The sequence below is a fragment of the Borrelia sp. MN22-0132 genome, assembly GCF_049201035.1.
GTDB classification, from domain to species: Bacteria; Spirochaetota; Spirochaetia; order Borreliales; family Borreliaceae; genus Borrelia; species Borrelia puertoricensis.
The window spans coordinates 117,798-144,758 of the sequence record NZ_CP138334.1 but is presented as its reverse complement, the minus strand read 5'-3'; the positions used below and the strand labels follow the sequence as shown (position 1 = coordinate 144,758).

The following is a 26,961-nucleotide window of genomic DNA, read 5'->3' as shown; positions in this document are numbered from 1 at the left end:
TTAACTTGTTGATTTTATGTTATAAGTCTTAAGCTTTATATTGTAATATGCAATATGATATAATACATGTTATGGTAAATTTATTTAATCTTATTATGGATATTAGATTTGGCTTCTTATTTTTGTTTTTTGCTTTTACTCAATTAAATAGTGCTACTGTTGGACTTGCTTCATGGTATGGCGAGGCTTTTCATGGCAAATCTACTGCTAATGGTGAAAAATTTGATATGAGAGCTCTTACGGCTGCTCACAAGGAACTTCCATTTAATACTATTGTAAGAGTTACTAATTTACTTAATAATAGGACAGTTGTTGTAAGAATTAATGATAGGGGTCCTTTTAGGAAAGATAGAATAATTGATTTGTCAAAATCTGCTGCTGAAAAGTTAGATTTTCTAGGAATAGGTGTTGCTCCTGTAAAAGTTGAGATATTGGAACAATTGGATGAAAATAAAGTTGTGGCTCAAGCATCTAAAAAAATTGTTAATACTGAAGATTTTTTTAAGGATAATTCAGTTGTTTCGGGTTCAAAATTAAAGGATAATGCTGACTTGGATAAAGATCACTTTGATGTTGCAGAAAAGATTTTAGATAATTCGACTAAAGAACCAGATTTTTATATACAAGTTGGTTCTTATAAGACTAAAGATTATGCCCAAAGAGCTTATAGAATACTTCAAAAAGCTGGACTTAATGTTTTAGTAAATTCTCATGGACCTTTTTTTACAGTGTTCATTCCTACTTATGCTGATGATATTCATAAAAATGTTGAACTTATTAAATCTACAGGATATAGGGATATTTTGGTAAGAAAGACTAAAATACCAGGAGATAGTATTCCTATGGATTAGTATTTTTATCTATCTTTTTAAAGAATATGTCTATTATGTGTTTAATATTTTCAAATTTTGAGTAATAAGTTTTGATATTAGGTAAGGAGCGTAGGAATGATGTACCATAATTTTTTTCAACGAGTCTTTTATCAAAACATACTATAATCCCATAGTCTTTTGGATCTCTAATTAATCTTCCGAATCCTTGTTTGAATTTCATTATTGCTTGTGGCAGTGTTTCTTGTGTGAAAAAATTTTTATTCGATTTTGTAGCTAATTCTTGTTTTGCCATTAAGATGGGATCAGAAGGAGTTTGAAATGGCAATTTGGGAATTATTATCATTGTTAATTTATCTCCTTTAATATCAATTCCTTCCCAAAAATTTTTTATTCCTATGAGTACGCTTTTTTTTTGTGATTCTTTAAAAGAGTTTATTAATTCATGTTTTGGCAATTTTCCTTGTATGAAGAGGTTTATGTCATTTGTAAATAAAAAGTCTTTAATGTTTTTGCCTATATATTCTAAGCTTTTAAGTGAAGTTAAAAGAATTAAGGTACCGCCTTTGTTTAACATTACAAGTTCTTTAATATACTGTGTTGATTGATTTAAAAATTTTTCTTCTTTATTAGGGTATTCAATATCTGATATAACGGTGAGTATTGATCTTTGCCTGTAAGGAAAAGAATATGGCAACTTTTCCATTTTGATGTTTTGATTACTTAAGTTCAATCCTGTTTGATTTAAAAAGTATGAAAATGATTGATTTGTCATTAGAGTAGCTGAGGTGAAAATTATTCTTTTTACTCGTTTATACATAATTTTGTTTAGACCAGGGCCTAAATAAATCTCTGATATTTTAAATATAAGCACATTTGTTTTATTTTCTATCCAAAAACAAAGATTGTCATATTGATTTTCAGAGATTAAAATTTTAATTAATGATTTTTTATATTCTATGTTTTTAATTAGTCTGTTTAGTTCTATTTTTGCTGTTTTATTTTCTATCTCTTGTGTTAAAGATGTTATGGTTGCTTTATAACTTTCTAAGTTATATATGACACTTTGTAAGTGTGTTTTAATTCTTATATAAAAATCTGTTTTATGTGTATCATTGGTAATTCTATAAATTAATGGAAAATCTTTTTGTGTTTGTATTATATATTCAATATTTTCGAAGCATCGTATTGTTGAAGTTTCAAAATTTTTCTTATATTTATTATTTATGTTTTGTCTTTTTATTATTTTATCTATTTTAGTAAAAGTTTTTTTTATCCCAATTCTTGAAAAACTTCTGCTAAATAATGTTCTTGCAGCTTCTTCTAGATAATGAGCTTCGTCAATTATTATGTTTTTTGTATTAGGCAATATTAAATTAATCTCATCATCATTTTTTTCAGAACCGTTTTCATAATTTTCTTTTTCTGTTAATATTTCATTTTTTATGTAGAGATCATTTAGAAGTAAATGATGATTGGTTATAATAATATCACATTCTAATATTTGTTTTCTTGCCTTTTTAAAAAAACATTTATTGTCATCAGGACAGGTAATACCTGAACATGTCTCAGGGTTTGCCGATACTTCTTCCCAGATTTTCTCATCAATAAAGTTAAGTTCGTCTTTATCACCTGTTTGTGTGTTTTGTGACCAGTAGATTAGTGTTTGTAAATTTTTTTTATTAAATGTATATGTTAAAAGGTTCCTTTCAAATTCTTTAAGCCGGCGAAGGCAGAGGTAGTTTTTCATTCCTTTAATTATTCCAAACTTCATTTTAAAAGGAATGATTTTTTCTAGAGATTCGATATCTTTTTTTATTAATTGTTCCTGAAGGTTAATAGATGCTGTAGAGATTATTATTTTTTCTTGTGTTTTTTGAATGAAGTCAATAGCAGCAATTAAGTATGCAAAACTTTTTCCCGTTCCTGTTGGTGCTTCAATAACTAAGAAATTTTCATTTTCAAGGGCTTTACTTATTTTTTCGATCATCTTTAATTGTGTGTTTCTTTTTACAAAGTCTTTGATGTTTAACTCTGCTTTTTTGAATATATATTCAATTAAGTTCAATTTTAGTAAGTATCCTTTTTATTGATTCTTTAAAAATATTTTTGTAAATATTATTTGTGAAATTATTTAATTTTGAGTTGCTATAAATTGAGCTCATTTTTTGAAATGTTGCTCCAAATTATCATTATTATCTCTACTCAAGGGATTTTTCCATAAAGTTTATGTGATTGTTTATTGCAATGTGAACATTTTTATAATAATGAAAATTAATATAGAAAAGAATTATTATGTTTTTGTTAATTTTTAATATACTCTTAAATCCATCCTCAGTTGATATTGAGAATTTTTTTGTTCTTTTGCAAGCTATATTAGCTTCTTTAAGATTCATTTTGCGCACTTCTTTACCATGGTGTTGTCTTATTATATATTTATTTTATGAATTTTTTAAGCTATATGAGTCGTCCAATTATGATTTTGGCTCCAATGGAAGATGTTACAGATACTGTTTTTAGAAATTTGATTCATTTGATAGGTAATGGAAAGGATGCTCCTGATATTTATTTTACCGAATTTATTTCTGTAAAAGGGCTTTTAAATAAATCAAAGCAGTCAATGCAACATATTTTGACAAAAAATGATGAACTAAATCGACCTTTGATTGCTCAAATTTGGGGCAATGATCCTGATGAATTTTTTAAGGCAATAGAAATTTTAAGTAATTTGGGATTTTGGGGAATTGATCTTAATATGGGCTGTCCTAAGAAGAAAATAGTTAAAAAAGGAGTTTGTTCTGCTTTGATTAATAATAAATCTTTGGCTCGTGAGATAATTATTTCAAGTAAAGAGGCATGTTTAAAATTTGGATTGTCTCTTAGTGTTAAAACAAGGCATGGTTTTTTTTATTCTGAGGTTGAAGATTGGTTGGGATTTTTACTTAAGTTAGGTATTGATATGTTGACCGTGCATCCCAGGCTTGCTATTAATCAAAGTGAAGGTCCTATAGATGTTTCTGTATTTGATAAACTTGTTAATCTGAGGGATCAAATCAATCCTTCTGCATTAATTATTGGTAATGGAGATATTTTGAGTTTAGAGCAAGCTCATCAGATTGTAGAGAAACATTCTATTGATGGCGTAATGTTTGGTCGTGGAATTTTTAGAAATTTAAACTTATTTAGAAAAGGTTTTCCTAACTTTTTGAGTAATGATTTAAATTTTAGATTAAATATATTAAAATTGCATATAACAGATTTTCATTCTACTTGGAGTCTTACTAAGGATTTTAATAAACTTAAAAAGTACTTTAAAATTTATTTTAATGAAGATGAAAGATGTAGCGAGTATTTTCATAATATTATGAAATCAAGTAATTATGAGGAGCTTTTTAAAAATTTAAGTCGAATGGATATTATAGGAGATAATCTTAAGTAATGAGTGATAACCTTTCAAAAAATTATAATCCTAAGGTTTTTGAAGATAGAATTTATAAAAGATGGCTAGATAATGGGGTATTTATTCCTAATTATGGGATTGAGCCTAAGTTTAGTATAGTAGCACCTCCTCCAAATGTTACAGGCATTCTTCATATGGGACATGCCCTTAATTTTACTTTGCAAGATATTCTTGTTCGTTACAAGAGAATGCAGGGAGCTGATACTCTTTGGCTTTTTGGGACAGATCATGCTGGAATTGCAACCCAAGCGATTTTTGAAAAACAGCTTAAAGAGCTTGGAAAAAGTAAGGATGATTTTAGTCGTGAAGAATTTATTAAAGAAATTTTTAAATTAAAAGATAAACATAGAGAAATAATTGTTAATCAAATAGAGAGGCTCGGAGCTTCCTATGATCATTCCAGAGAGAGATTTACTCTTGATGCTGGGCTTTGTCAGGCTGTTAATAAGGTTTTTATTGATTTATATAATAAGGGGTTTATTTATAAGGGAGAATATCTTGTCAACCTTGATCCTGGGTCTGGAAGTGTTGTTAGTGATGAAGAGGTTGAGTACAGAGATGTTATTGGAAAAATTTATTTTATTAAGTATTTATTAGATGATGGTAACTTTATTGAAGTTGCAACCACTCGACCTGAGACAATGTTTGGAGATGTGGCTGTTGCTGTTAATCCTAATGATGATCGGTATAAATCTTTGATTGGTAGAGACGTTACAATTCCTATTGCAAATAGAAAGGTTAAAATAATAGCAGATAGTTATGTTGATATGGAATTTGGTAGTGGTGCTTTAAAAATAACACCCGCTCATGATTCTAATGACTTTGAAATTGCAAAAAGGCATGATCTTGCTAAGATAAATATTTTAACTAAGAATGCAAAACTTAATGAAAGTGTTCCAATTGAGTATCAAGGTTTAAGTGTGAGTGTTGCAAGAGACAAGATAGAAAGGGATTTAAGAGACAGAGGATTTTTAATAGATGTTAAGAATCATAAACATCAGGTTGGGCATTGTCATAGATCTGGAGAGATCATTGAGCCTTATTTATCAAATCAATGGTTCGTAAGAATGAAACCATTAGCTGATGCTGCTTTGCAAGCTTTAAAAAATGGTGAGATTAGGTTTTATCCTAAAAAGTGGGAAAATACATATAAACATTGGTTATTAAATATTAGAGATTGGTGTATATCTAGACAGTTAGTTTGGGGACACAGAATTCCTGCCTGGTATGATGTTAAAACAGGAGAGATTATTGTTAGTGAATTTGATCCTTCTCTAAGAGAAGAATATAAGGGCAGAAGTTTCTTTAGAGATCCAGATGTACTTGATACTTGGTTTTCTTCTTGGTTATGGCCATTTTCTTCTCTTGGCTGGCCAAAAGTTACTCTTGATTTTAAAAATTATTATCCTACAAATACTTTGGTTACTGCTTATGACATAATATTTTTCTGGGTAGCAAGAATGGTAATGGCAGGACTTGAGTTTACAGGACAAGTTCCTTTTAAAGATATATATATAACACCCCTGTTAAGAGATAAAAAGGGTAGAAAAATGTCAAAATCTTTAGGTAATGGCATAGATCCTCTTGAAATTATCGATCAGTATGGAAGTGATGCTTTACGTTTTACTCTTGCATTTTTATCTGTGCAAGGTCAGGATTTGAATATTGACACTAAAGATTTTATGTTTGGAGCTAAGTTTTTAAATAAAGTATTTAATGCGTCTAAATTTATTTTATCAAATTTAGAGGGTAGGCTAGTATTAGACAATTTTGAGTTAGATGATATCGATAAATGGTTACTTACGAGTTTAAATTCAACTGTTGCCGTTATAGATTGGGCTTTTAAAAATTATAAGTATAATGAGGCTGCTAAAGCAGTATATGAATTTTTTTGGAATGATTTTTGTGATTGGTACATTGAAATTAGTAAAATTAATTTAAATAGTAATGATATTAATTTTCAAAATATAACTATTTCTAAACTGATATTTTTCTTGAAAGAATCTTTACTCATTATGCATCCCTTTATACCTTTTATTACCGAAGAGATTTATTCTAAGTTTACGTCTTTGCAAAATATATTAGCATTAGAAAAGTATCCTGAGTGTGTTAGTCAAAGAGATTTTAAGGAAGAGTATCATCGGTTCAATTTATTGAAAGAATTTATTGTGTCAATTAGAACTCTTAGGAGTGAATTTAGTATAGTTCCTAATATTAAGATTAATGTTGCTTTGCGATTTGGTAATACTTTTAAATACGAGAGCTATTTTAAGGAACATGAGCATATTGCAAAGAAGCTAATTAACTTTGATTGCATCTTTTACAATGAAAATTATGTTGGTATGATAGGAGTTCCTAATGTTGATTTTGAGAGTTTTGCAGATATTAAGAGTCTAATAGATATTGAGAAAGAGCTTGTAAAGCTTGGTAAACAACTAGAGAAATATGAGAGACTTAAGCATTTAGTTTTGGCAAAGCTTCAAAATCAAGACTTTTTATCAAATGCTCCTGAGGAGATTATTGATCTTGAGAAGTCAAAATTAGAAGAATTTGATTCTTTTATTGCAAAAATTAACAATTATATTCATAATTTAAAAAAATAGTAAAAACCTTTTAAGTTATGATTTTACTTGTAATTATGTTGCGTTTACGGTCAGTATTTTTAGTATTTTGTTTATTGAGACAGCTTTTGTGTATAATCATTAAGATGTGTTTTTAACATTCACATTTTTGCCCTTTTATTGTTTTTTTTGTGCTTTTATCATATGTTTTTTATTGTTAAATCCTTTTATTCTAGAGTAATTAAAATTAGCGAGTTTTAGGCCATCTTTTACAATTCTTGCTGCAGAAAATGTTGAAAGTTTAGTTCCAATTTTGCTCTTTTTTGTAATTATGGTGAATATTTCTTTATTCCACATTTTGGGATTTTTGCTTGGACTAAACCCATCTAAAAACCAGTAATCTATGTATTTTGGCAGCTCTTTAAGCTTTTCTTTGGCCTCTCCAACTAAAATTTTTAAATTAATATTGTTTGTTATTTTGTACTTTATGTTTTTTGTTGGGGTGTTAGGATATTTTTTAAGCAGTGTCTTAAAATAATTTATATCTTTGCTAAAAATTTGTGATACTTTTTTGATTTGTTCCTTTTTCAGTGGAAATTTTTCAATTGAATAATAATTAATTTTTGTTTTGAGGTTATTTTCTTTTAAATATTTTAAAAGTGCTATTAAATTAAGACCAGTTCCAAATCCTAATTCTGCAATTGTTGCACTTTGTAGATCTGCTAAGTCTATGTCTAGTTCACAGCCTTTGATGAATACATAAATACTCTCTTCAAGTCCGTATTGTGGATTATAATAAATATCTTTAAATTTACTTGAATATATGGTTTTATCTTTAAATATTAATTTATTCATTAGTAAAGTAACAAATGAGTAAATCATAAAGTGATTTACTCATTTATAAAAATTCACTTTTAAAAAAAGTTACTACCTTGAGAAGTAACATTATTATTGTTATATATCAACCTGAATTTGATTTGTTTGACTAGGATAATAGGACGTAAACCGCTCATTTTAAGGTTTTGCCTTTGTAAGAGAAACTAAACTTAAACTTTAGTTTCTCTGTTCTTTTATTCTTCTATAATAGCTATTATCTCTTTTGCTTTTAGGATTAAGTGTTCCTTTTCTTCAATCTTGACAGCAGCTCCAGCGTACTTTTCATAAAGCACTGTATCTCCAACTTTAACAGTAATGTCTTCCTTGTTAGAGCCAATAGCTATAACTGTCCCAATGTTTGTTTTTTCTTTTGCATTTTCTGGTATATATAGTCCTGAAATTGTTTTACTTTCGGCTTCTTTTATTTTTATTAAAACTCTATCAGCTAAAGGTTTAATATTTTTCATTTTCAAACATCTCCTTAATTTGATAATATAAATATACGAAAAATTGAAGTATTAAGTCAATATATTTAGATAATACTTGAAACTTAATCTGATTTTAAAGATAATTCTTTTAATAAAATGTCAAATTTAGGTGGAAAAATAGTTTGATAACAGTGAGTAATTTAGAAGTTGCATTTGGAGAGAGAATTTTATTTAAAGATGTTAATCTTAAGTTTTCTTCTGGAAATTGTTATGGGATAATTGGAGCTAATGGTGCAGGTAAGAGTACGTTTTTGAAAGTTTTAGGTGGAACGATTGAACCGAGCAAAGGTGAAGTGTCAATTGCAAAAAATCAAAGAATGGCTGTGCTTGAGCAAAATCAGTTTGCTTATGATAATTTTAGGGTTATTGATACTGTAATCATGGGTCACAAGAAGCTTTATGCTGTGCAAAGGGAAAAAGATGAAATTTATGAAAAGCCTGACTTTAGCGATGAAGATGGAATTAGGGCTGGAGAACTTGAGGCTGAATTTGCCGAACTTGGAGGTTATGAGGCTGAGTCTAATGCTGCGGTACTTCTTAGAGGTCTGGGCATAGATGAGTCGGTTCATTCTAATTTAATGAGAGATATTGAGGGAGCTTTAAAAGTAAGGGTACTCTTAGCGCAAGCTCTGTTTGGAGAGCCTGATATATTACTTCTTGATGAACCTACTAATAATCTTGATATTCAATCGATTAAGTGGCTAGAAGAATTTTTGATTAATTTTGAAAATACAGTTATTGTTGTGTCACATGATAGGCACTTTTTAAATCAAGTTTGTACTCATATTGTTGATATTGATTATGGAAAAATTCAAGTTTATCTTGGTAACTATGATTTTTGGTATGAAACCAGTCAAATTCTTAATAAGCAACTAAAAGATGCTAAGAAAAGATCTGAAGAGAAAATAGCAGAACTTAAGAGTTTTATTCAAAGGTTTTCAAGTAATGCATCAAAATCTAGACAAGCAACTTCGAGAAAGAAGTTAATTGATAAGATTAAAGTTGAAGATCTAAAACCATCTTCAAGGAAATTCCCTTATGTTAACTTTAAGAGTGAGAGAGATCTTGGAAAAAATGTTATTACAATTAAAAATTTGACTAAGGAGTTTGAAGGACAACATATTTTAAACAGGTTTAGCATTGTTGTAGAACCTGGGCAAAAGATTGTTTTTTTAGGCAGTCCAATCTCGGCAAGTTTTCTTTTTGATGTAATCACCAATGAAGATAGAGATTATAAGGGGCATTATGAATGGGGCACTACTGTTAATTTTGCGTACTTTAAGAAGGATAATGAAGAATATTTTAGTGTGGATTTAAGTTTGGTAGATTGGCTAAGGCAGTATTCAAAGGATCAGGATGAAACTTATATTAGAGGATTTTTGGGACGAATGCTTTTTAGTCAAGATGAGGCTTTAAAAAAAGTTAATATCCTCTCAGGGGGTGAAAAGGTAAGGTGTATGCTTTCAAAGATAATGCTTAGTGGGGCTAATGTATTATTGTTAGATCAACCGACCAATCATTTAGATCTTGAAGCAATTACATCTTTAAATACCGGTCTTAGAGATTTTAAAGGAGTTGTATTATTTACGTCTCATGACCATCAATTTATTGATACCATTGCTAATAGAATTATTGAGTTTGTACCTAATGGTATAATTGATCGTTTTATGACTTTTTCAGAGTATATTGATGATCCTAAAGTTAAGGAGTTAAGGGATAAGTTTTATGAAGGACATGCCAGCTTGAAACTTTAGTTATATGTTTAACCATTACAGGATGTTTATGGTTTTGAAGTTAAATATTTGTATTTTTATATTTTTAGGTGTTTGTTTTTCCCTTTCAGCAAATGTTAACCTTTATTTTCAGAAAGCTTTAACGGGGCAGATTTTAGGAAGTCCTATTCTTGATGAGCTACGTAATACTATTACGGTGTTAACAAAGGATAGGTGGTTGATAACTTATACTGTGTCTTTAGATAAGAAATATTCTTATAGGTTAGATCGAGTTCCCTATCCTTTTCTCTTAAAGGATTTTGGTAGTGGGTATTATATTATTACAGGACGTAATGAAGTTCAAAAGATTAGAAGAGGAAAGCTTATATGGAGATATAGTTTAGATGCTTCTCCTATAAAAGCTCCTTCAATGGGGAATGGTTATATTTTAATTCCTCAGGCTAATGAGAGAGTTATTGCTTTAAGACTTGGTGATGGCCAGAAAATTTTTGAGGTGAATATAGAAGGAAAGGCAGTGACTTCTTCTGTTGTTCTTGAAAATGGTAATTTCTATATTGCAAATGAACATTATAGAATGTTTGCTTTTAATCCTGAGGGAGAGAAAATATGGAGTGTTTCTCTTATTTCTTTTCCCAATGTATTAATGATAAGTACTAATAATGAGATAATTGTTGGATATCAATCTGGAGATATTGTTGTGTATGATAGTGATTTTGGTGATATGTTAAATTCTATTAGTTTGAACTATCCTATTAATTTTTTATTTGAAAAGTTTAATGGAGAATATGTTGCAGTGTCTGATAATGGGGGTTTTTTTAATTTAAGTAAAAACTTTGAACTTATGTTTTCTAAAAATTTATCTTTAAAGCTTAAGGAAGCTGTGCTTTATGATAACAAAAATCTTTTTATTGTTATGAAATCAAATGGTGTTTTAGCTCTTGATGAATATTTCAACCCGGTTGATAGATATGATGGTATGAAGGAAATATCGGGGCTTGTAGCTAATGTTGGAATCATTGCTACTGGTGGGCTTAATTGGATATTAACTACTTACTATTATGAATATAAAGATGAACTTGATGTTATTGTTTGGAATCATACATTAGGTAATAGGTATCATCAAAATAGAATAGATTTTATCGAAAAATATTTAATAGATCATGAGGATATTTATTTGGCTCTTGATGAAATGTTGAATTCTCCTTACAATAGGAGGGTTTATGATACTTTTTTAAGTACTCTAGATTCTCTGGTAATTAAATATGGTAGTTTTCCTAAAAAATATTTGGGTTTATATAAAAAAGCTATTAATAATTGGCTTGCTCCAAAAAATGGAATAGATAGAATAGCTCAAAGAGGGCAACTTTATAAGTATTTTATATATGTTGATGATGCAGATTCAGTTAAGAGTTTTATTAATATAGCGATTGAAGAAAAGGATATTAGCAATGTAATTCAATTGGTTAAAAGTATTGCTAAGTTTGAATATTATTATGGGCAAGATGAACTTGTGTATAATTATATTCATTATGTAATATTGAATTATCAGGGCAGTTTAGAGATAGCTTATGCTGTTCTTCTAAGCTTGCGCAAGATAATTTTGAATTCTACAGAGGATAATCTTAAAAAGTATAGAAATAAATATTTAACTCTTTTGAAATTTATAAAGCGACAAAATTTTTCTGACAAAATTAATCAGTGTGTTAATGAAATTATTGTAGCGCTTTGATTCATTTTGTTGCTAGTTTTATGTTATCATTTGTTAAATACATCTTATTATAGTGTATTAGAATTGATGTTTAATTTATGCTGATTTAGTTAATAATAGGGTTTATAATTGACTATGGGAGAATTTTATTATGAAAAGAATATGGGTACTTTTTATTTTTTTGTTCATCTTTTTCAATGTTTTTACTTTTCATTCTAGAGAAGTTGATAAGAAAAAGTTGAAAGATTTTATTAATATGGATCTTGAATTTGTTAATTATCGGGGTCCTTATGATTCTACAGATACTTATCAGCAAATAGTAGGTATTGGTGAATTTTTAGCTAGGAATTTAATCAATAACAAATCTAATTATTACAATAAATATTATGTTGATAGGTATATTGACAGTGAGGATGAAAAGAGTAGTTCAGATGTTTTTATTATTGGTGAGAGATCTTCTCTTGATAGTATTTTAAATCTTAGAAAAATACTCATAGGGTATTTAATGGAAGGTTTTAGTTACAGTAAAGAGAGTGCAGAATTACTTGCTAAAGCTATTACAATATATAATGCTACTTACCGAGGTGATTTGGAGTATTATAGTGATTCTTATATTCAGCCTGCCCTTAAAGATTTAAGTAAGCATAATGTAGGACTCTCAAGAGTTTATAGCCAATGGGCTGGTAAAACTCATATTTTTATTCCTCTTAAGAGAAATATTTTATCAGGCAACATTGAATCAGATGTTGATCTTGACAAAATAGTTACAGAGAAGGTGGTAATATCTCTTTTAAGTGAAAATGAAGAAGTTGGTACGGACTTTGCAAGAGATCTAACCGATGTACAGGATGAAATTCGTGATATTGATCAGGAAAAGATTGATGTTGAGTCTGTTACTTTGAGAAGCATTGATGATGAATTAACCGAGACTATTGATAATTTAAGAGAGCAACTTGAGAAGGCTACTGATGATGTTGAAAAGACAGGTATTAAGAAGCAAATTGATGACAAAATAGTCGAGAGAAATATTTTAAAGAATAAAGCAGAAGAGCTTAAGAAATCACAGAAAAAATTAAATAGTTCTCAGGATAGGTTGGATAGGCAAAGGGATATAGTTAAAGATAAAATACAAGAAAGTATTGATAAGGAGAACAAAGATAAGAATTTGCCAAAGCCTGGGGACATAATTTCGCCAAAAGTAGATGAAAAATTGCAATTAACTGAAACTATTGAAGATTTGAAAGAACAGCTTGATAGGGTTACTGATGATGCTGAGAGGGAAGAAATTAAGAGGCAGATTGATGATAAAATAATTGAAAGGGATGCAGTTAAAGATAAGAATTTGCCAAAACCTGGGGACATAATTTCGCCAAAAGTAGATGAAAAATTGCAATTAACTGAAACTATTGAAGATTTGAAAGAACAGCTTGATAGGGTTACTGATGATGCTGAGAGGGAAGAAATTAAGAGGCAGATTGATGATAAAATAATTGAAAGGGATGCAGTTAAAGATAGGAATTTGCCAAAACCTGGGGAAGTAAGTTCCTCAAAAAAAGATGAAAAAGTAAAGTCGTCTGAAGATTTAAAAAAGCAATTTGAGAAGGCTACTGATGATGTTGAAAAGACAGGTATTAAGAAGCAAATTAATGACAAAATAGTCGAGAGGAATATTTTAAAGAATAAAGCAGAAGGGCTTAAGAAGTCACAGAAAAAATTAGATAAGCAAAAAGATATAGTTAAAAAAGATAGGAATTTTCCAAAACCCAGGGAAGTAAGTTTATCAGCCAAAGATAAAAAATTGAATTCGGCTGAAGAGTTGAAAAAACAACTTAAGAAAGCTACTGATGATACTCCTAAGAGCACTTCTAGTGTTTCAAATAATCTATCATCTAAGCCCTTGTCCAATAAGCCTTTAAATTCTAAAGATCAGTTGGTTCAACAAGAAGCTGTAGATAAATTGTCTCTTGAAAATGAAAATCATAAACCTGTATTTTTAGAGGTTTTAAATCCCAATACGAATTTAGGAGTCCTTAGGTTAATTGACTCAGATAAAGACCAATTGGATAAGAAAATTTCTCAGTATGGTATTAGAAGATATGGAGTTTATGAGAGAGAGGATGATTTTGTAGCTATAAAACTTTGTTCAGGTATTGCAAAGCTTCAGTTGCTTAATAAGGCAAAAGATCTAAAAGTTGAATCTGAGGCAAACTTTGAGTTAAGTAGAGATTCTTCTCTTTTTGTTGATTCAAAAATGATTTTGGTAGTTGTTAAGGATAATAATGTTTGGAAATTAGCAAAGTTTTCTTCAAGGGATTTGAGTGAGTTTATTTTATCAGAGGATGAAGTTTTGCCATTTACAAGTTTTACTGTTAATGCAGGGCATGTTTATTTGCAAGATGCATCTAAAAAGATTATTATTTTGGATCTAAATACTTTAAAAAAAGTATCTTAAATTGTTTTTTTTGACTAGACATTGTTTAAGTAATTGAAAAAGGAAGAACAAAGTTTTGTTCTTCCTTTATATTATTATAGAAACAGTCGGGACAGTGAGATTCGAACTCACGCTCCCCTGCTCCCAAAGCAGGTGCCTTAGCCGCTAGGCCATGTCCCGAAAAAGTTACGCGCCAATTAGGACTCGAACCTAAAACCTACAGATTAGAAGTCTGTTGCTCTGTCCAGTTGAGCTATTAGCGCTTTTGAGCCTAAATTTGAGTATATCATGTTGAAAACCCCTTGTCAATAAAAATATTGTTACTTTATGTTTTGTTAAAATTGTGGATGTTTTATAATTATTTTATGCTTGATATTGATTTGATTGTAGATGAAACTTTATCCAGATATCCAGATGTTAAACCTTTTTTAAATTTCAGAAATAGTTATGAGCTTTTGATAATGGTAATTTTGAGTGCAAGGACAACTGATAATATGGTCAATAAGATTGCACCTGAGCTTTTTAAAAGATATGGGGATTTTGAGAGTTTGGCGAATGCTGATTTGATAAATGTTGAGAACTTAATTTATAAGTTAGGATTTTATTCAAATAAATCTAAGAATATTATAAATTGTGCACGAATGGTTTTAGAAAATTTTAAAGGTATTATTCCAAATAATATTTTTGATCTTGTGTCTTTGCCAGGAGTAGGTAGGAAAACCGCTAATGTTATTCTTGGAGTTGTTTATGATAAGCCGGCTATAATTGTAGATACTCATTTTAGTAGGGTTGTTATCAGACATGGGATTACATTTGAAAGAACACCTTTAAAAATTGAATTAGATTTAAAGAGTAAAATATCTTATGATAAGCAATATAAATTTTCTATGGCTATTAATAAGCATGGGAGAGATATTTGTACTTCACGTAGTAAGACTTGCAAGAATTGTTTTTTAGAGAAATTTGCACCAAGACTTGTTTGATTGTAGTTTATGATGAAATGAAGGATTTCATATGTTTTTTAAGTTTTAAACTTATTGATGTTAGTATAATGTTAATGATGAGTAATATGATTAAGGGTTTTGACCATATCCAAAAGTATTCTCTTCCCATTTCTATATATCCTAAAAGTTCTCCAAGGCTTGGATAAGAGCTTTTATCTTCTTGTTGTAAAAAATTTATTACTTCAAATGTAGTTAGACTTTTTGAGATTTGTAGGGGAATTATTGATGATATTGATGTTAAAACTTCCGGAAATATGTGATATGTGATTATTCTAAATTGACTTGCACCTATAATCTTGCTTGCATGCACGTAGTCAAGATTTTTAATTATTAGTGTGTTATTTCTTGTTATGAATGAAAATTTGATCCATCCGTGTATTAAGGCTAGAGTAAATGAAACTTCTAATATGTTATAATTTTTTTGTTTTGCAAAGTAGTAAAAAATTAGCATTAATATGTAAGAAAATGGTATTGTTTGTAGTGCTTCTATTGGTTTTGAAATTATCAGACAAGTTTTAAATTTTAAGTTTCCTATTATTATTCCTATAAAAATTCCAATTATTGCAGAAATTGCTGCATAACTAAAAGCAAGTAAAATAGAGTTTCTAGTGGCAAGTATTAGTCTTGCTAATATATCTCTGCCCATTTTATCCGTTCCTAGAGGATGTGAGGCTGTTGGTGTTTGAGGTAGTTTGTTTATTGTTTGAATGTATGTTTTATTTGGATCTTTTTTGTATATTGCAAATTTTGAACCTTCATTAATTAACTTAGGAGTTATCATTAAAAATGAGATGAAGATTCCTGATACTATAACATATAGTTTTTTGAATTTATACATTATTATTCTAGTACGTCCTTATAGGGATTAACATTATATGTTAGAATATCTGTTATTAAATTTGGTATGAGCATAATAAATACACCAACGAATAACAAATCTCTGTAAACAATATAATCATTATTTTTTATTGCATTAATTGTTAGAGCCCCAATTCCATCAATTCCAAACATTATTTCAATAAAAGATGAACCAAAGAAAGCTGTTGCTAGAATAGGTCTAAGATTGGTAATTAATGGAACTAAAGAGGGAATTAATGCATGGACTGTTATTATTTTAAAAATTTTTATTCCCCTTGATTTTGCAGATATTATATAAAATTCGGATAAATTTTTGTCTAGGGATTGTTTAAAAATGACTGCATTAAATATGAAAAATGAAAAAAACCATGCAAATCCACCTATTATTAAATTTTTTGGATTTACTTTTAGATAGTAGAGTAGAGAAACGATTAATATTACAGTCAGATTTCTTGGTAGTGAATGCAAGAATAACATTATGTATTCTAAAATATTATTTAAAATTTTGTTTTTTATAAATAAAGTCCAAATGATAATAAAAAAAATGGCTATGACATAAGACAGTACGATACCTGGTATTGATATTTTTAATGTATTTTTCATTTTGCTAAAAATTGTTCTCATTGGTGATTTACCGTTTGTAAGAGGGGAATTGTGAGGTGTTCCCCATATTATTCCTTTATATTTTGTTTCATAAACTATGTATAAGTTACTTGCAATATGTTTAACAAAATGACTTTTGCTTAGGGGAATGTTTGGGTCAAAGTCGTATATTAATTTATAGCTTTCGATGCTCTTAAGTATTCCAATATATTCCAAATAATCTTTAAATATATTCTTTTGTATAAATGGGATGTTTGAATTATTATTAGAAAATATGTTTAGCAATGATATGCAAAAAAATGTTGATATAATAGCATTAAGCAACATATATAATATATTTTTTAGAATAAATGCAGCTGTAATTCTATCTCCTTTTACTTTCTTTTATTTAAAATTTTATTTTGTCTAGATAACTTAATAAAAAGTAAAATATTAGTGAAATTACTATTGAGATTAAGTAAAAATTTTTGCCTATGTTTTTGTTTTCTGATGTGTGTTTTATATTTAAAAAATTGCCTTGGTAGTAGTTTTCATCTTCATCAAGATCCTTTATGATTATGGAATTTTTAGGATAATATCCTAATTTACTAGCTTCTTTTAGAATTGTTGGTTTAGATATTTGCAAATTAATGTACTTTGTTGTTAAGTTTTTTTGTATTTCTTTTAATTTTTCAGTATGGCTTTTCATTAAAATTAGATTATTATTTAATTTGTTGTAATTAATAATCCCTGTCTCTCCAAAGATTGGTGTAATTATAAAATAACTTATTACTCCTGTATAAGTAGATAACATAATTTTTTTTGTTAAAGACATATTATCTTGTAATTATATCTTTAATATATTATATTTACAAGTATATAGTTGTTGACTATAGGTTGTTATAATCTTTGTTTGAATAGAGTTGGAGAAGAACTTTTTAATATGACAAATCATAAAAATTCTTTTTTTATCAAGGAGGGCCCTAGAGAAGTTGATTTCGATATAGATGGTGTATTTTTACAGCATTCAGTTAATGGTAAAGTTATTTCTCTGCGTTCTGAGGAGATTGAAGAGCTTTTAGATGAAAAATTATTAAGACTTGATTATTCTTTAAAACAAAGACATAGTGAGTTAGTTGATTATTTAAAAAAAGTTGAAGGTCGTATTTCAAAGGTTGAAGATGAAATACTTACGCGTAGTTTGAGTGCTCATGAGGAACTTGATAATCCTAGTTTAAAAACAATGAATCTTATGAATTTTCAGAATGAGACTAATGTTAAAGAGAATGAGTTTGGTGAATTAGTAAGAAAAGAAAATAATTTACCAAATGTTTCACTTAATCAAGAAGAGCTAGATGCTCTGCTTGAAGGTCTTAATGAAATTTCAAGGGATAACAAAAAAAGTTTTAGTAATAGTAATAAATCGGATAATGGTGCAGATATAGGTGTTTCTTTTGACAAAGCTCTTAGAGATGAATCTAGTAGTGTGAATATCGATCATACTTTGTCTTCAAACGCAGATGACAATATTCATAATGTTGTTGATTCGTTATCTAATAAAAAAGATGAAGAAAATATAGAGCCTGTGTGTATTGATTTTACTACATCCCAGGATAATGATTCGTTAAGTGAGTCTTCTTCTTTTGGTTTAGTTAATGTTGTTAATGGAGATGATAGTAAGGTTCAGGATTTGGTAACAAGCTTAGATAGAGAGGATAAAATTTTAAGAGAATCTATAGTTGATCAAAGTTCTGTTAATATTGACTTGGAGGTAAAAAATAGTGCTCATTTAGGTAATTTTATACTTGATGAAGAACCCTCTAGTATAGAAATTGTAGAGGAAGAGAATGTTTCATCTTATGAGCAAGATAATTTGAGGGATCATGATTATTCTTTGGGTGATAGTTTAGATAAAATTGAATATTTAGACAAAAGCTTAGAAGATTTAAATGGCGAGCAATTTAAGGAAGGAGATGAAGAATTAAGTAATTTTAATGATATTGCTGTTCATAAAATTGATAGTGTGGATGTGAATTTGAGTGATGATGCATCTTTGAGTAAAAGAGATACTGTTGTTGGTAATGATATTTTGAGACAAAATCAAGAAATTGATAATATTTCTTCTGGTTTAAAAAAGCTTGATAATTTTGAAGATGTGTTAAAGGCAGATTTAAATTGTGTAGACTTGCAATGTTGTATTGAAGATTTAGAGGAAGAAAATCTCTATGATGCTGAGGTAAGTGATTTGGAAGAAAAGTTTGAGCAGGATGAAGAATTGGATTTGTGTTCTTTAAAGGGACAAGAGGTCAGCGATGAGAATTATGTTTCCGATTTTAGTTTTTCTGATGTTGAGACTATAATAAATAAGTTTAATGACAATGAGTATTTGAGTAAGATTAAGTTGAGTGATGAAGAACGGGTTATATTAATTAGTTTTATTAGTAAATTGGAAAGTGATCTTGAGTCTAGTTCTAAGGGTAATAGTTTTAAAATTAAAAAAGAATATGAGATTTTACAAAAAATTAAGCGTTTACTAGTAAGAGAGTAGGGCTATTTATTTAATTAGATATTATTTTTTGTTTTTTGTTGCTTCAGTTTTATTTTTATTTTTGACTTTTTTTTATTTTATTAATGAATTTTTAAATCAGATTAATTTTGATTTTGATGATTTAATAGATGATGTAAAATCATATAACATAGATTTTTTTAAGGATTTAGATTTAGAAAATTATTTCGATAAAACTTTATTTGATAATGATTTGGTTAATTCTTATTATTTACTCTCATCGGTAAATGGAATATTGATTTATAAATCAAAAGATGATTTAATTTATAAACTGACTGATAAATTAGAACCGACTTTTCTTAAAAATAGTGTTTTTATAAGAAGAATTAAAGTTAATTTTGAATTGAGTAATGCCCTTGTTAGTTTAGTTGTATATTATAATATCCTGCCAAAGAGCAGGATAGTCTACATTTTACATTTTTATCTCTTTGTAATATCTCTTGCCTATTTTTGTTTTTCTGTTTTTGTTTTATATTGCATATATCGAGATATTAATGGTGGTGATCATGATGATCGTTATTATCTTTTAGATTAGCTTCATTAGGATCATTATCTTTAATTTTTATCTTTTTCTCTAAGTTAAATATGTCAAAGAAAGTCCACTTGTTAGTGATATAGTAATATACATCATTATCTCTCTTTAGTAGGATGTCTCTGTTTTTTTCATCTTTATTGAAATAAACATCAATATTATTAACACCTTTGTTATTCCATTGTATTTCAATATTATATTGGAGATCATAGTCGTTGATTTTGGTTTTATCTATTTCAATACCATCTGTTGTGAATTCTTGGATCATTTGTAAGACTTTTTCATTGCGTAGTATTTCTTTATTGAAGAAGTAAAGACCGTCTTGAATAGATATATTATAATCATTGTGTATTGTATCTTCTTCAGTTTTTTTTGGCTTATTTAATACTTTGAGAGATAAACGTTCTATTTTTGTGTTTTGTTCATCAAAAAGTTTAGTATTTGAGAATGTATTGTAAGAGTTGCCTTTGTAAGATAGGAAGATATTGTTTGTTAAATATACGTTTGAATCACTGTTTTTTATGTAAGATAATCTTGAATCCCCTTCATCTGAATTTCCAATAAATATTTCTGTTAGCAAATTATTTTTATCGTCGAAGAATTTAAAATCTGGTTTTTCTTTTATTCCTAGTTCTTTATGTTTTTTTGGATCTCTACTTACAAGTTGATTTTTTTGAAGTTTTTCTAGATCTTGGATCATAGAGTTGACTTTTTTGTCATCAATTGGAAGTTTTATGTCGTTATATTGAAGTTCCCAACCTTTTCCCGATTTTGTAATTATTCCGTCAAGTTCTGTCTCGATTTTTGCAGTTTGATTGAAATCTACTGTAAAAAATTTTTCTTCTAGAAGCCTTGCAACTTGATTTTGATTGGAAAATATTATTCCTAACAAAAATGTGGATATTAATATTACAATTATTACTATTTTTATGTTTTCTTTCATTCCTAGCAACATTTTTTTATTGTCCATAAACTCTCCTTGATTAATTGATTCTTCTTTTTTTGGTAAATCTAATAAGTCCAAATATTATTATTGCTATAGGCAATATAATTAAATTTATGATTATTAATGAAAATTTTGCATTTAACATTTCTTTTGATGAATTTATAAATTTTAATTTTGAACGTACTTCTCTTGATTTAATGCTAAAAAACGCTTCCTTTTGCATCAAGTAATCAGAAATTCTTCCGGCAAGTTCAAAGTTTGAGGGTGAACCATTATACATATAATCACTAAATATCATGCTTGAGCCTAATAAAATTATTTTTGAATTTTCAGATTTTTTATCTTTATAGAAACTTTTAATTTGTCCTTCAACTGAATATCCAAGAATTTTTTGCTTATCTTCTTTCTCAAAGGTTTTTGGCACGTTAAATGAATGCATAGCTATGCTTGCAACTTCTTCATCATTAACTTGCCAAGATTCTTTAGAGCTTGCAAATAGGGGTAAATATTTTATATCGCCATTGTTTTTAGTTTCTATCAGATCTATTGAATTACCCCAAGGAATTATGGCATCATAGAAGTTTTTAAGTAAGGGATTACCGAGATCTATGATATTACTTTTATCAATCAAGATCCATGGGTAGTAAGTTTGAAAATTACCCCCTAAAAAAAGACTTGGTGCTTTTTTATCAAGTATAATATTATCATTATATTTGATGCCGTAACTTTCAATTAGATTGAAAAGTTCGGATTTGATTGAAGTTGTGTTATATGGGTTTTGAGGATTATAATCAATCTTACTTGTAGTAAATAAGACTTTTCCGTTATTAACAATAAATTCGTCAATTTTTCTCAAAGTCTCTCCATTTATTTCTTTAGAGCCAATTATAAATAATCCATTTATGTCTTTTAATTCTTCATTATTGGGATTTATTTCTTTAACTTCTGTTTTGAAAGCTTTCTGCATTATTTCTATGAAATTTTTGTGTGTTGCTTTTAATTTGGCATCTCCAAACACAAGTCCTAATACTTTTTTTGTATTATTTATTAGCTTATCCAGGCTGCTTGCAAGATCATATTCTAAGTTGCTAATTTCTGTTACTATTGGGAGTACCTCGCGTTTGCCTTCATAAATTATTTCAATTCCTGAGTATATTTTGAGTATTGAAAGTTGATTGATTTCTCTTAGATCGATTTGTTGGGATGGAATTCCAATTTGTTCTAAAGGAGTGGTTAATTTGTCAGCATCTATTTCTCTATAAATTACTTTTCCGCTTGAAGAATCAGCAAAGCTTGTTAGAAAGTTTTTTATTTGTTCTGGAAATGCAAAATAATTTCCAAGACTTGCAGAATTATAGTAAGTAATATATATGTTTTCATTTGCATTTGAAATCAAATCTTTTGTAACTTTAGAAATTGTAAAAGCTCTGTTTTTAGTAAAATCTATTTTAAAAATAAAAATAGATATGTTGCAAAAGAGCAAAAATATTATTGTAAGATTTAAGGTTAAATTTAGAATCTCTTTATGTTTATTTTTCATAAAATAATTATCTCCATTTTTTTAATCTTATGCTATATGAACTTAACATCAAAAATGTAACTGAAAATGTAATGAAGTAGATAAGATCTGATAAGTTTAATATTCCCATATTAAAGTAACTAAAATGATTAGTAATTGAGATAAAATTGAGTATTTGTCCAAATATATTGTCTTTTCCAAATATCATTACTAACTTTCCTGAAAAGACTATTATGATTAAGATAAATACACTTAGTATGTAAGACACTATTTGACTTCTAGTAATAGATGATATAAATACTCCCATGCTAAGCACTGAGTAAGAATAAAGTATTATTCCTAAATATTGAAGAAATATTATACCAAGGTCAAATTCGCCCATGAAAATTGTCATTATTGTTAGTGGTAGTGTGAGAGCAAAAAGTATTAATGTAAATATCTTAAGTGTGATAAATTTGCCAAGTACTATCTCTTGTGGACTTATTGGTAGTGCATAAAGTAATTCAATGCTTCCTGTTTTATGCTCTTCTGAGAATACTCCCATACTGAGAGCTGGAAGCACTAACATTAAAATGATAGGCATTGATGAGAAATAAGACATTAATGATGCATTGTCTTTAATAAAAAATCCTGATAAGAAAATAAAAGAAAAATTTATAAATATTAGGAAAAATAACATTACAACATATGCAGTTAGTGTGCCAAATAAAACTTTTAATTCTTTTTTTGACAAAGCTAAGGATTGTCTTAGATCTATTTTCATTGTTTTTTCTCCTTTGTTAGTTTACTAAATATTTTTTCTAAACTTTCATGTTTTGGAATCATTGCTTTTATTATCATTCCTTTACTTACAACATAATTAAAAAGTTCTTTTTCAGTTTTATCAGGTGCAAGTCTTAATGAAACATTTATTTCTGTCTCGTACTCTTCTATTTTAATTGAGGTAAATATGTCATTGTTATTGAAATATTCTTTTGTTGTTCCAGAATCTTTATAAATAATGAGATCTAGCTCAGTTTCTTTAAGTCTGTTTTTAATTATATTTTCCTTAGTATCATCAGCAATAATTTCTCCATTATTAATAATAATTATTCTTTTACAAATTGATTCAACTTCGCTTAAAATGTGAGAAGAAAACAGTATTGTGCTAGTTTTTGTAAGTTCTTTTAAAAATTCTTTAAATTCTATAATTTGGTTTGGATCAAGCCCATTTGTAGGTTCATCAAGTATTACAAGTTTGGGATTATTGATTATAGCACCAGCTATGCCTACTCTTTGCTTAAATCCTTTTGATAGTGCAGATATTAGTTTGTTTTGGACACCTTCAAGCTTAAAAATACCTATTGCCTTATCTATTTCTTTTTTTGGATTTTTAACACCTTTGATTTCTGATATAAAATTTAAATACTCTTTAACAGATAATTCAGGATAAAGAGCCAGTTTTTCAGGTATGTATCCTACATTTTGCAATATTTCTTTTGAATTTTCTGTAATATCTTTTCCAAAGATTTTTACATTGCCTTTATTTGGATAATGAAATGATGTTAGAATTTTGATTAATGTCGATTTTCCTGCTCCATTTGGACCAAGTATTCCAAGAACCTCTCCTTCGTTAACTTTGAAGCTGACATTAAAGAGAGCTGTAAATGAGCCATATGTTTTAGTGATATTCTTTGCATTTATCATGTAATGTCTCCTTATTAAGTACTATTATTTTATAACAAATTTATCTTTATTTGCTTTAAGTCTCATTCCATCTTTTGTTAAAAATATCTCTCCATTTGGATATTCTTGTTTTGCTTCGTCTAGTAGCTCGCATAGATCTTTATTTAGTGTATATCTTTCACTAAAATGGATCAGTCCTGTTTGATTGACCTTTGCTTCTTTTGTAATTTTTGCTGCTAATTTTGCTGTTAAGTGTAATTTTTTTTTAGCCTCCTCTTTTAATTCGTTTTTGAATGTACTCTCAATAATGACTAAATTGAAATTTTTGATATGTGTGCTTAATTTTTCAAAGTAAGCCGTGTCTGTAATATATGCAAATTTTAGGCCTTTTTGAGGCTCTCCTAGTATGTCAGAAGGTAATATTTTTTTTCCATTAAGTATTACTTCATATCCTTCCTGTAATTTTTTTCTAATAGGTCCTTTTGGTATGTTTAAACTTTCTGCCTTTTGGGTATCAAATTTTCCAGGCTTATTTTTTTCTATAAATAGATATCCGATGCAGTCTATTGAATGTTTAAGTTTTATATATTCTATTCTTTTCTTTTTATCTTCATATAAAATTGATTCTGTTTTATTGATTATTATTTCTTTGTATATTATGTCATAATTTTTATGTACTCGTAAAAGTTCTATGTTTGTTTCTAGATATTTTTTAATGCCAATAGGTCCAATGATGGTTAAAGGTTCTTTCCTTGTATTGCCACTTTGTGCCATCAGCATTACTATTCCAAGTAAACCTGTGATGTGATCGGCATGTAAATGTGTAATACAAATCATTTTGATTTTTTGCCATGATATTTTTTGTTTTCTAAGAGACATTTGAGTGGCTTCTCCGCAGTCAAAGAGAAAGCTTTCTCCATGGTATTCTATTAAAACAGAAGTTAAATATCTGTTGTGTAGTGGTCTTGTTCCTCCTGTACCAAGAATATTGATATTAAAGTTCAAAAATAATCTCCCAAAATTTTTTTGTTAGCAATGTGTAAAGATACGTTTCAAAACTGGTTTTGAAATTGATCATGGAATTTGTATTGGTATCTTTTATTTTTTTTAAATGATTTTTTAATTTAATAATACATGCTCCTTGGTATTTTATGTAGAATCTTTGCCTTGATAAAATGTAGGTGAATATTATTTTGATTATTAGATTTTAATTTTTCATACACCTGGATATTATATTATTTTTTTGTAAATTTAGAAATATTTCAAGTGAAAATTATTTATTGAAATGAAAATTTAAAGAAAATGAAGTTGTAAGATATTTTGTCTATTTTAAGGAATTATATAAATTTTCATATCTTTTAATATCGTAATAAGTTGGGAGATTAGACTTGTTTTCAATGTAATCTAAAATCTTTTTAGATAAATATGCTGCCATTGATATTCCCCGTGTTCCAAATCCATTTAATATAAATATGTTTTTATATTTTGGATGTTCACCAAGAAAGGGTTCTCGATCAACTGTAGAGGGTCTAATGTGCGCTTTGTGTTGTATTACTTTGTAATTTAGGTTTGTAATCTTTTTAAGCTTGTTTAGTAATTCTTTTTTTGCCCATTCGTTTGTGCTTGTATCTAACGTTTTCCATTCGTAAGTTCCGCCAAGGTAGAACTTGTTATCTTGTAGAGGTATTAAGGATACATGCCTATTATAAATTTCTTTAAGATTTAATCCTTGTATTTCTATTATAAGTATTTCTCCTTTTGCTAGTTTAAATGGAAGATATGAAAAAAGCCTTGCAATTTTTTCTTTGTATCCTCTTGTCAATATTAATTTTTTGAATTTAAATTCATTGATTATAAAAGATTTGTCATTTGTTTTAATTTCATCTTCATTGATTTCTGCTTCTATGTATGCTTTATACTTTGTAAAGTACTTTTTAAGGGTTTGTATATATGAATTTGTATTCATTATTGCACCCTTTATTAGTATGCCCCCATCATTGTCATTGGAAAAATCGTGTATTTTTCCATTTTTTATTTCCGTGATGAAGTCTTTTATATTCTCATCATTTTTGATTTTTGAAATCAGTTCATCTTTTTGTGTTTTTGTGGTAAATGGTCTAAAAATAGGATTTTCTTTTAAGAAATCACAGTTAATATTTTTTTCCATTTCTTTGTAGTATTGAATTGCAAATGTGAAAATTTCAGGTTCTCTCCAAGCAATGTTCATTTTTCTTCCCATAATAGGGTTAATAAGCCCTCCTGCTACAGTTGTTGCTTTCTCAGCTCCATTGTCAAAGAGAATCACACTTTTTTTTCTTCGAAGTATTTCATAAGTTAAAGTACTCCCGGCAATGCCACCACCAATGACTGCAAATTCATATTCCATTTAAATATTCCTTTTTTTTAAGTTCTGTTTTATTTGTAATTTATTCTCAAATCTTTCATTATCAACAATTTCAGCTTGTTTTTTTTCAAATATTGGTCATCTTTAGTGGTTTATCTTTCTTATGTTGATATGGACATTTAAAAACCTTTTGTTTTTAATTATAATATGTATCACATTATATTTGTTGAAAAGGTAAGTTTATGGATTTTAAAGATATGAAGATGCAAACAGAAATACAGCAATCATTGGAGTTTGTATTAAAGAGTAGATCAATAGTTATTACAGGCGAGATTAATAAAGATACTTCTAAGTTATTTCAGGAAAGAATATTATTTTTGGAAGCATCGGATTGCAATAAACCGATATTCGTTTACATTGACTCGGAGGGTGGTGATATTGATGCTGGGTTTGCTATTTTTAACATGATACGTTTTGTAAAGCCTAAGGTTTTTACAATTGGAGTTGGACTTGTGGCAAGTGCTGGTGCTTTAATTTTTTTGGCTGCAGATTCAAAGAGTAGATTTTCTTTGCCTCATGCGAGATATTTATTGCATCAACCTTTAAGTGGTTTTAAAGGAGTTGCTACAGATATTGAAATTTATACAAATGAACTTAATAAAGTTAAGAGTGAACTTAATGATATTATTGCAAAAGAGACTGGTCAGGAACTTGATAAGGTTGAAAAAGATACCGATAGAGATTTTTGGTTAGGTAGTGAATCTGCAATGAAATATGGTCTTGTCTTTAAAATTGTTACAACTAGACTTGAGCTTGAAGAATTTATTTCTTAGTCTTTTAATATTATCTTGTAGCTTT

23 protein-coding genes and 2 tRNA genes are annotated in these 26,961 nt (G+C 28.2%); 10 read left to right on the top strand and 15 right to left on the bottom strand.

The genetic code is table 11. The annotated features are described in order from the left end of the window. Positions 1 to 95: 95 nt before the first annotated feature. Positions 96 to 851 carry a septal ring lytic transglycosylase RlpA family protein gene (locus R5397_RS00650; RefSeq protein ID WP_421622541.1) on the top strand — a complete coding sequence of 252 codons (756 nt, stop codon included), beginning with the start codon at positions 96 to 98 and terminating at the stop codon, positions 849 to 851. On the opposite strand, the gene R5397_RS00645 is transcribed toward R5397_RS00650, so the two are convergent. Next, the gene (locus tag R5397_RS00645) at positions 841 to 2,898 is read right to left on the bottom strand and encodes an ATP-dependent DNA helicase (protein WP_421622540.1); all 2,058 of its coding nucleotides are present in this window, start codon (positions 2,896 to 2,898) and stop codon (positions 841 to 843) included. The genes R5397_RS00650 and R5397_RS00645 overlap by 11 nt on opposite strands. A 133-nt stretch (positions 2,899 to 3,031) precedes the next feature. Further along, on the bottom strand, positions 3,032 to 3,226 hold the full coding sequence (locus tag R5397_RS00640; protein WP_421622539.1) for a hypothetical protein: 195 nt from the start codon (positions 3,224 to 3,226) through the stop codon (positions 3,032 to 3,034). 47 nt (positions 3,227 to 3,273) lie between these two features. On the opposite strand from R5397_RS00640, the gene R5397_RS00635 reads away from it, so the two are divergent. After that, complete coding sequence (locus tag R5397_RS00635) at positions 3,274 to 4,269, top strand: tRNA dihydrouridine synthase (protein ID WP_247065948.1); 996 nt, start codon at positions 3,274 to 3,276, stop codon at positions 4,267 to 4,269. Next, on the top strand, positions 4,269 to 6,893 hold the full coding sequence (gene valS / locus R5397_RS00630; RefSeq protein WP_247065951.1) for a valine--tRNA ligase: 2,625 nt from the start codon (positions 4,269 to 4,271) through the stop codon (positions 6,891 to 6,893). Before R5397_RS00635 ends, valS begins: the two co-directional genes overlap by 1 nt. Positions 6,894 to 7,028: 135 nt before the next feature. On the opposite strand, the gene mnmD is transcribed toward valS, so the two are convergent. Continuing rightward, positions 7,029 to 7,706 carry a tRNA (5-methylaminomethyl-2-thiouridine)(34)-methyltransferase MnmD gene (mnmD, locus tag R5397_RS00625; RefSeq protein WP_421622538.1) on the bottom strand — a complete coding sequence of 226 codons (678 nt, stop codon included), beginning with the start codon at positions 7,704 to 7,706 and terminating at the stop codon, positions 7,029 to 7,031. A gap of 215 nt (positions 7,707 to 7,921) precedes the next feature. Further along, on the bottom strand, positions 7,922 to 8,194 hold the full coding sequence (groES, locus tag R5397_RS00620) for a co-chaperone GroES (protein WP_247065955.1): 273 nt from the start codon (positions 8,192 to 8,194) through the stop codon (positions 7,922 to 7,924). A gap of 143 nt (positions 8,195 to 8,337) precedes the next feature. On the opposite strand from groES, the gene R5397_RS00615 reads away from it, so the two are divergent. The 3 genes from R5397_RS00615 (at position 8,338) to R5397_RS00605 (ending at position 14,108) form a co-directional block, all read left to right on the top strand. Beyond that, positions 8,338 to 9,969 (top strand): ABC-F family ATP-binding cassette domain-containing protein, encoded by a 1,632-nt coding sequence (locus tag R5397_RS00615; RefSeq protein ID WP_247065958.1) that lies wholly within the window; start codon positions 8,338 to 8,340, stop codon positions 9,967 to 9,969. A 22-nt stretch (positions 9,970 to 9,991) separates the two neighbouring features. Continuing rightward, complete coding sequence (locus R5397_RS00610; RefSeq protein ID WP_421622537.1) at positions 9,992 to 11,677, top strand: PQQ-binding-like beta-propeller repeat protein; 1,686 nt, start codon at positions 9,992 to 9,994, stop codon at positions 11,675 to 11,677. Positions 11,678 to 11,807: 130 nt separating this feature from the next. Beyond that, positions 11,808 to 14,108: a P83/100 family protein gene (locus tag R5397_RS00605; RefSeq protein WP_421622536.1), complete on the top strand. Its 2,301-nt coding sequence runs from the start codon at positions 11,808 to 11,810 to the stop codon at positions 14,106 to 14,108. A gap of 86 nt (positions 14,109 to 14,194) precedes the next feature. On the opposite strand, the gene R5397_RS00600 is transcribed toward R5397_RS00605, so the two are convergent. Next, positions 14,195 to 14,267: transfer RNA gene (locus R5397_RS00600), tRNA-Pro, on the bottom strand. Positions 14,268 to 14,276: 9 nt separating this feature from the next. Continuing rightward, a tRNA-Arg gene (locus R5397_RS00595) sits at positions 14,277 to 14,350 on the bottom strand. 84 nt (positions 14,351 to 14,434) lie between these two features. Here R5397_RS00595 and R5397_RS00590 point away from each other — a divergent pair. After that, positions 14,435 to 15,070 (top strand): endonuclease III domain-containing protein, encoded by a 636-nt coding sequence (locus tag R5397_RS00590; RefSeq protein WP_421623038.1) that lies wholly within the window; start codon positions 14,435 to 14,437, stop codon positions 15,068 to 15,070. A gap of 7 nt (positions 15,071 to 15,077) precedes the next feature. Here R5397_RS00590 and R5397_RS00585 read toward each other — a convergent pair whose 3' ends face one another. The 3 genes from R5397_RS00585 to R5397_RS00575 form a co-directional block, all read right to left on the bottom strand. Continuing rightward, positions 15,078 to 15,929, bottom strand: coding sequence for an ABC transporter permease subunit (locus R5397_RS00585; protein ID WP_421622535.1), 852 nt, complete (start codon positions 15,927 to 15,929; stop codon positions 15,078 to 15,080). A 2-nt stretch (positions 15,930 to 15,931) separates the two neighbouring features. Further along, entirely contained in the window at positions 15,932 to 16,879 is a 948-nt protein-coding gene (locus tag R5397_RS00580; protein WP_421622534.1) for an ABC transporter permease subunit, read from the bottom strand. 61 nt (positions 16,880 to 16,940) lie between these two features. Next, positions 16,941 to 17,366 carry a septum formation initiator family protein gene (locus R5397_RS00575; protein WP_247065968.1) on the bottom strand — a complete coding sequence of 142 codons (426 nt, stop codon included), beginning with the start codon at positions 17,364 to 17,366 and terminating at the stop codon, positions 16,941 to 16,943. Positions 17,367 to 17,444: 78 nt separating this feature from the next. Here R5397_RS00575 and R5397_RS00570 point away from each other — a divergent pair, with 78 nt between their 5' ends. Beyond that, complete coding sequence (locus tag R5397_RS00570; protein WP_421622533.1) at positions 17,445 to 19,079, top strand: hypothetical protein; 1,635 nt, start codon at positions 17,445 to 17,447, stop codon at positions 19,077 to 19,079. A 28-nt stretch (positions 19,080 to 19,107) separates the two neighbouring features. Beyond that, positions 19,108 to 19,632 (top strand): hypothetical protein, encoded by a 525-nt coding sequence (locus R5397_RS00565; protein ID WP_421622532.1) that lies wholly within the window; start codon positions 19,108 to 19,110, stop codon positions 19,630 to 19,632. Here R5397_RS00565 and R5397_RS00560 read toward each other — a convergent pair. The 6 genes from R5397_RS00560 to R5397_RS00535 all read right to left on the bottom strand — a co-directional run bounded on the left by R5397_RS00560 (position 19,589) and on the right by R5397_RS00535 (position 26,145). Then, a complete protein-coding gene (locus R5397_RS00560) occupies positions 19,589 to 20,599 on the bottom strand; it encodes a DUF4340 domain-containing protein (RefSeq protein ID WP_247065974.1) in 1,011 nt (336 codons plus the stop codon). The genes R5397_RS00565 and R5397_RS00560 overlap by 44 nt on opposite strands. Before the next feature lie 13 nt (positions 20,600 to 20,612). After that, complete coding sequence (locus R5397_RS00555) at positions 20,613 to 22,115, bottom strand: Gldg family protein (protein ID WP_421622531.1); 1,503 nt, start codon at positions 22,113 to 22,115, stop codon at positions 20,613 to 20,615. A gap of 7 nt (positions 22,116 to 22,122) precedes the next feature. Further along, positions 22,123 to 22,857 (bottom strand): ABC transporter permease, encoded by a 735-nt coding sequence (locus R5397_RS00550; RefSeq protein WP_421622530.1) that lies wholly within the window; start codon positions 22,855 to 22,857, stop codon positions 22,123 to 22,125. Next, complete coding sequence (locus R5397_RS00545; protein ID WP_421622529.1) at positions 22,854 to 23,780, bottom strand: ABC transporter ATP-binding protein; 927 nt, start codon at positions 23,778 to 23,780, stop codon at positions 22,854 to 22,856. The genes R5397_RS00550 and R5397_RS00545 overlap by 4 nt, the downstream gene beginning before the upstream one ends. A gap of 24 nt (positions 23,781 to 23,804) precedes the next feature. Next, complete coding sequence (locus R5397_RS00540) at positions 23,805 to 24,764, bottom strand: ribonuclease Z (RefSeq protein WP_421622528.1); 960 nt, start codon at positions 24,762 to 24,764, stop codon at positions 23,805 to 23,807. Between the two features lie 319 nt (positions 24,765 to 25,083). Then, a complete protein-coding gene (locus tag R5397_RS00535) occupies positions 25,084 to 26,145 on the bottom strand; it encodes an NAD(P)/FAD-dependent oxidoreductase (protein WP_421622527.1) in 1,062 nt (353 codons plus the stop codon). 200 nt (positions 26,146 to 26,345) lie between these two features. On the opposite strand from R5397_RS00535, the gene R5397_RS00530 reads away from it, so the two are divergent. Then, positions 26,346 to 26,936, top strand: coding sequence for an ATP-dependent Clp protease proteolytic subunit (locus R5397_RS00530; protein WP_421622526.1), 591 nt, complete (start codon positions 26,346 to 26,348; stop codon positions 26,934 to 26,936). The last annotated feature ends 25 nt before the right edge of the window (positions 26,937 to 26,961 follow it).

Excerpts from the sequence above, each read along its gene's own strand:
- R5397_RS00640 (WP_421622539.1), bottom strand. The coding sequence starts at position 3,226 with ATGAATCTTAAAGAAGCTAATATAGCTTGCAAAAGAACAAAAAAATTC.
- R5397_RS00585 (WP_421622535.1), bottom strand. The coding sequence starts at position 15,929 with ATGTATAAATTCAAAAAACTATATGTTATAGTATCAGGAATCTTCATC.
- R5397_RS00550 (WP_421622530.1), bottom strand. The coding sequence starts at position 22,857 with ATGAAAATAGATCTAAGACAATCCTTAGCTTTGTCAAAAAAAGAATTA.
- R5397_RS00575 (WP_247065968.1), bottom strand. The coding sequence starts at position 17,366 with ATGTCTTTAACAAAAAAAATTATGTTATCTACTTATACAGGAGTAATA.
- valS (WP_247065951.1), top strand. The coding sequence starts at position 4,269 with ATGAGTGATAACCTTTCAAAAAATTATAATCCTAAGGTTTTTGAAGAT.
- mnmD (WP_421622538.1), bottom strand. The coding sequence starts at position 7,706 with ATGAATAAATTAATATTTAAAGATAAAACCATATATTCAAGTAAATTT.
- R5397_RS00635 (WP_247065948.1), top strand. The coding sequence starts at position 3,274 with ATGAATTTTTTAAGCTATATGAGTCGTCCAATTATGATTTTGGCTCCA.
- groES (WP_247065955.1), bottom strand. The coding sequence starts at position 8,194 with ATGAAAAATATTAAACCTTTAGCTGATAGAGTTTTAATAAAAATAAAA.
- R5397_RS00555 (WP_421622531.1), bottom strand. The coding sequence starts at position 22,115 with ATGAAAAATAAACATAAAGAGATTCTAAATTTAACCTTAAATCTTACA.
- R5397_RS00590 (WP_421623038.1), top strand. The coding sequence starts at position 14,435 with ATGTTTTATAATTATTTTATGCTTGATATTGATTTGATTGTAGATGAA.
- R5397_RS00535 (WP_421622527.1), bottom strand. The coding sequence starts at position 26,145 with ATGGAATATGAATTTGCAGTCATTGGTGGTGGCATTGCCGGGAGTACT.
- R5397_RS00650 (WP_421622541.1), top strand. The coding sequence starts at position 96 with ATGGATATTAGATTTGGCTTCTTATTTTTGTTTTTTGCTTTTACTCAA.
- R5397_RS00560 (WP_247065974.1), bottom strand. The coding sequence starts at position 20,599 with ATGGACAATAAAAAAATGTTGCTAGGAATGAAAGAAAACATAAAAATA.
- R5397_RS00545 (WP_421622529.1), bottom strand. The coding sequence starts at position 23,780 with ATGATAAATGCAAAGAATATCACTAAAACATATGGCTCATTTACAGCT.
- R5397_RS00610 (WP_421622537.1), top strand. The coding sequence starts at position 9,992 with ATGTTTATGGTTTTGAAGTTAAATATTTGTATTTTTATATTTTTAGGT.
- R5397_RS00530 (WP_421622526.1), top strand. The coding sequence starts at position 26,346 with ATGGATTTTAAAGATATGAAGATGCAAACAGAAATACAGCAATCATTG.
- R5397_RS00605 (WP_421622536.1), top strand. The coding sequence starts at position 11,808 with ATGAAAAGAATATGGGTACTTTTTATTTTTTTGTTCATCTTTTTCAAT.
- R5397_RS00580 (WP_421622534.1), bottom strand. The coding sequence starts at position 16,879 with ATGTTGCTTAATGCTATTATATCAACATTTTTTTGCATATCATTGCTA.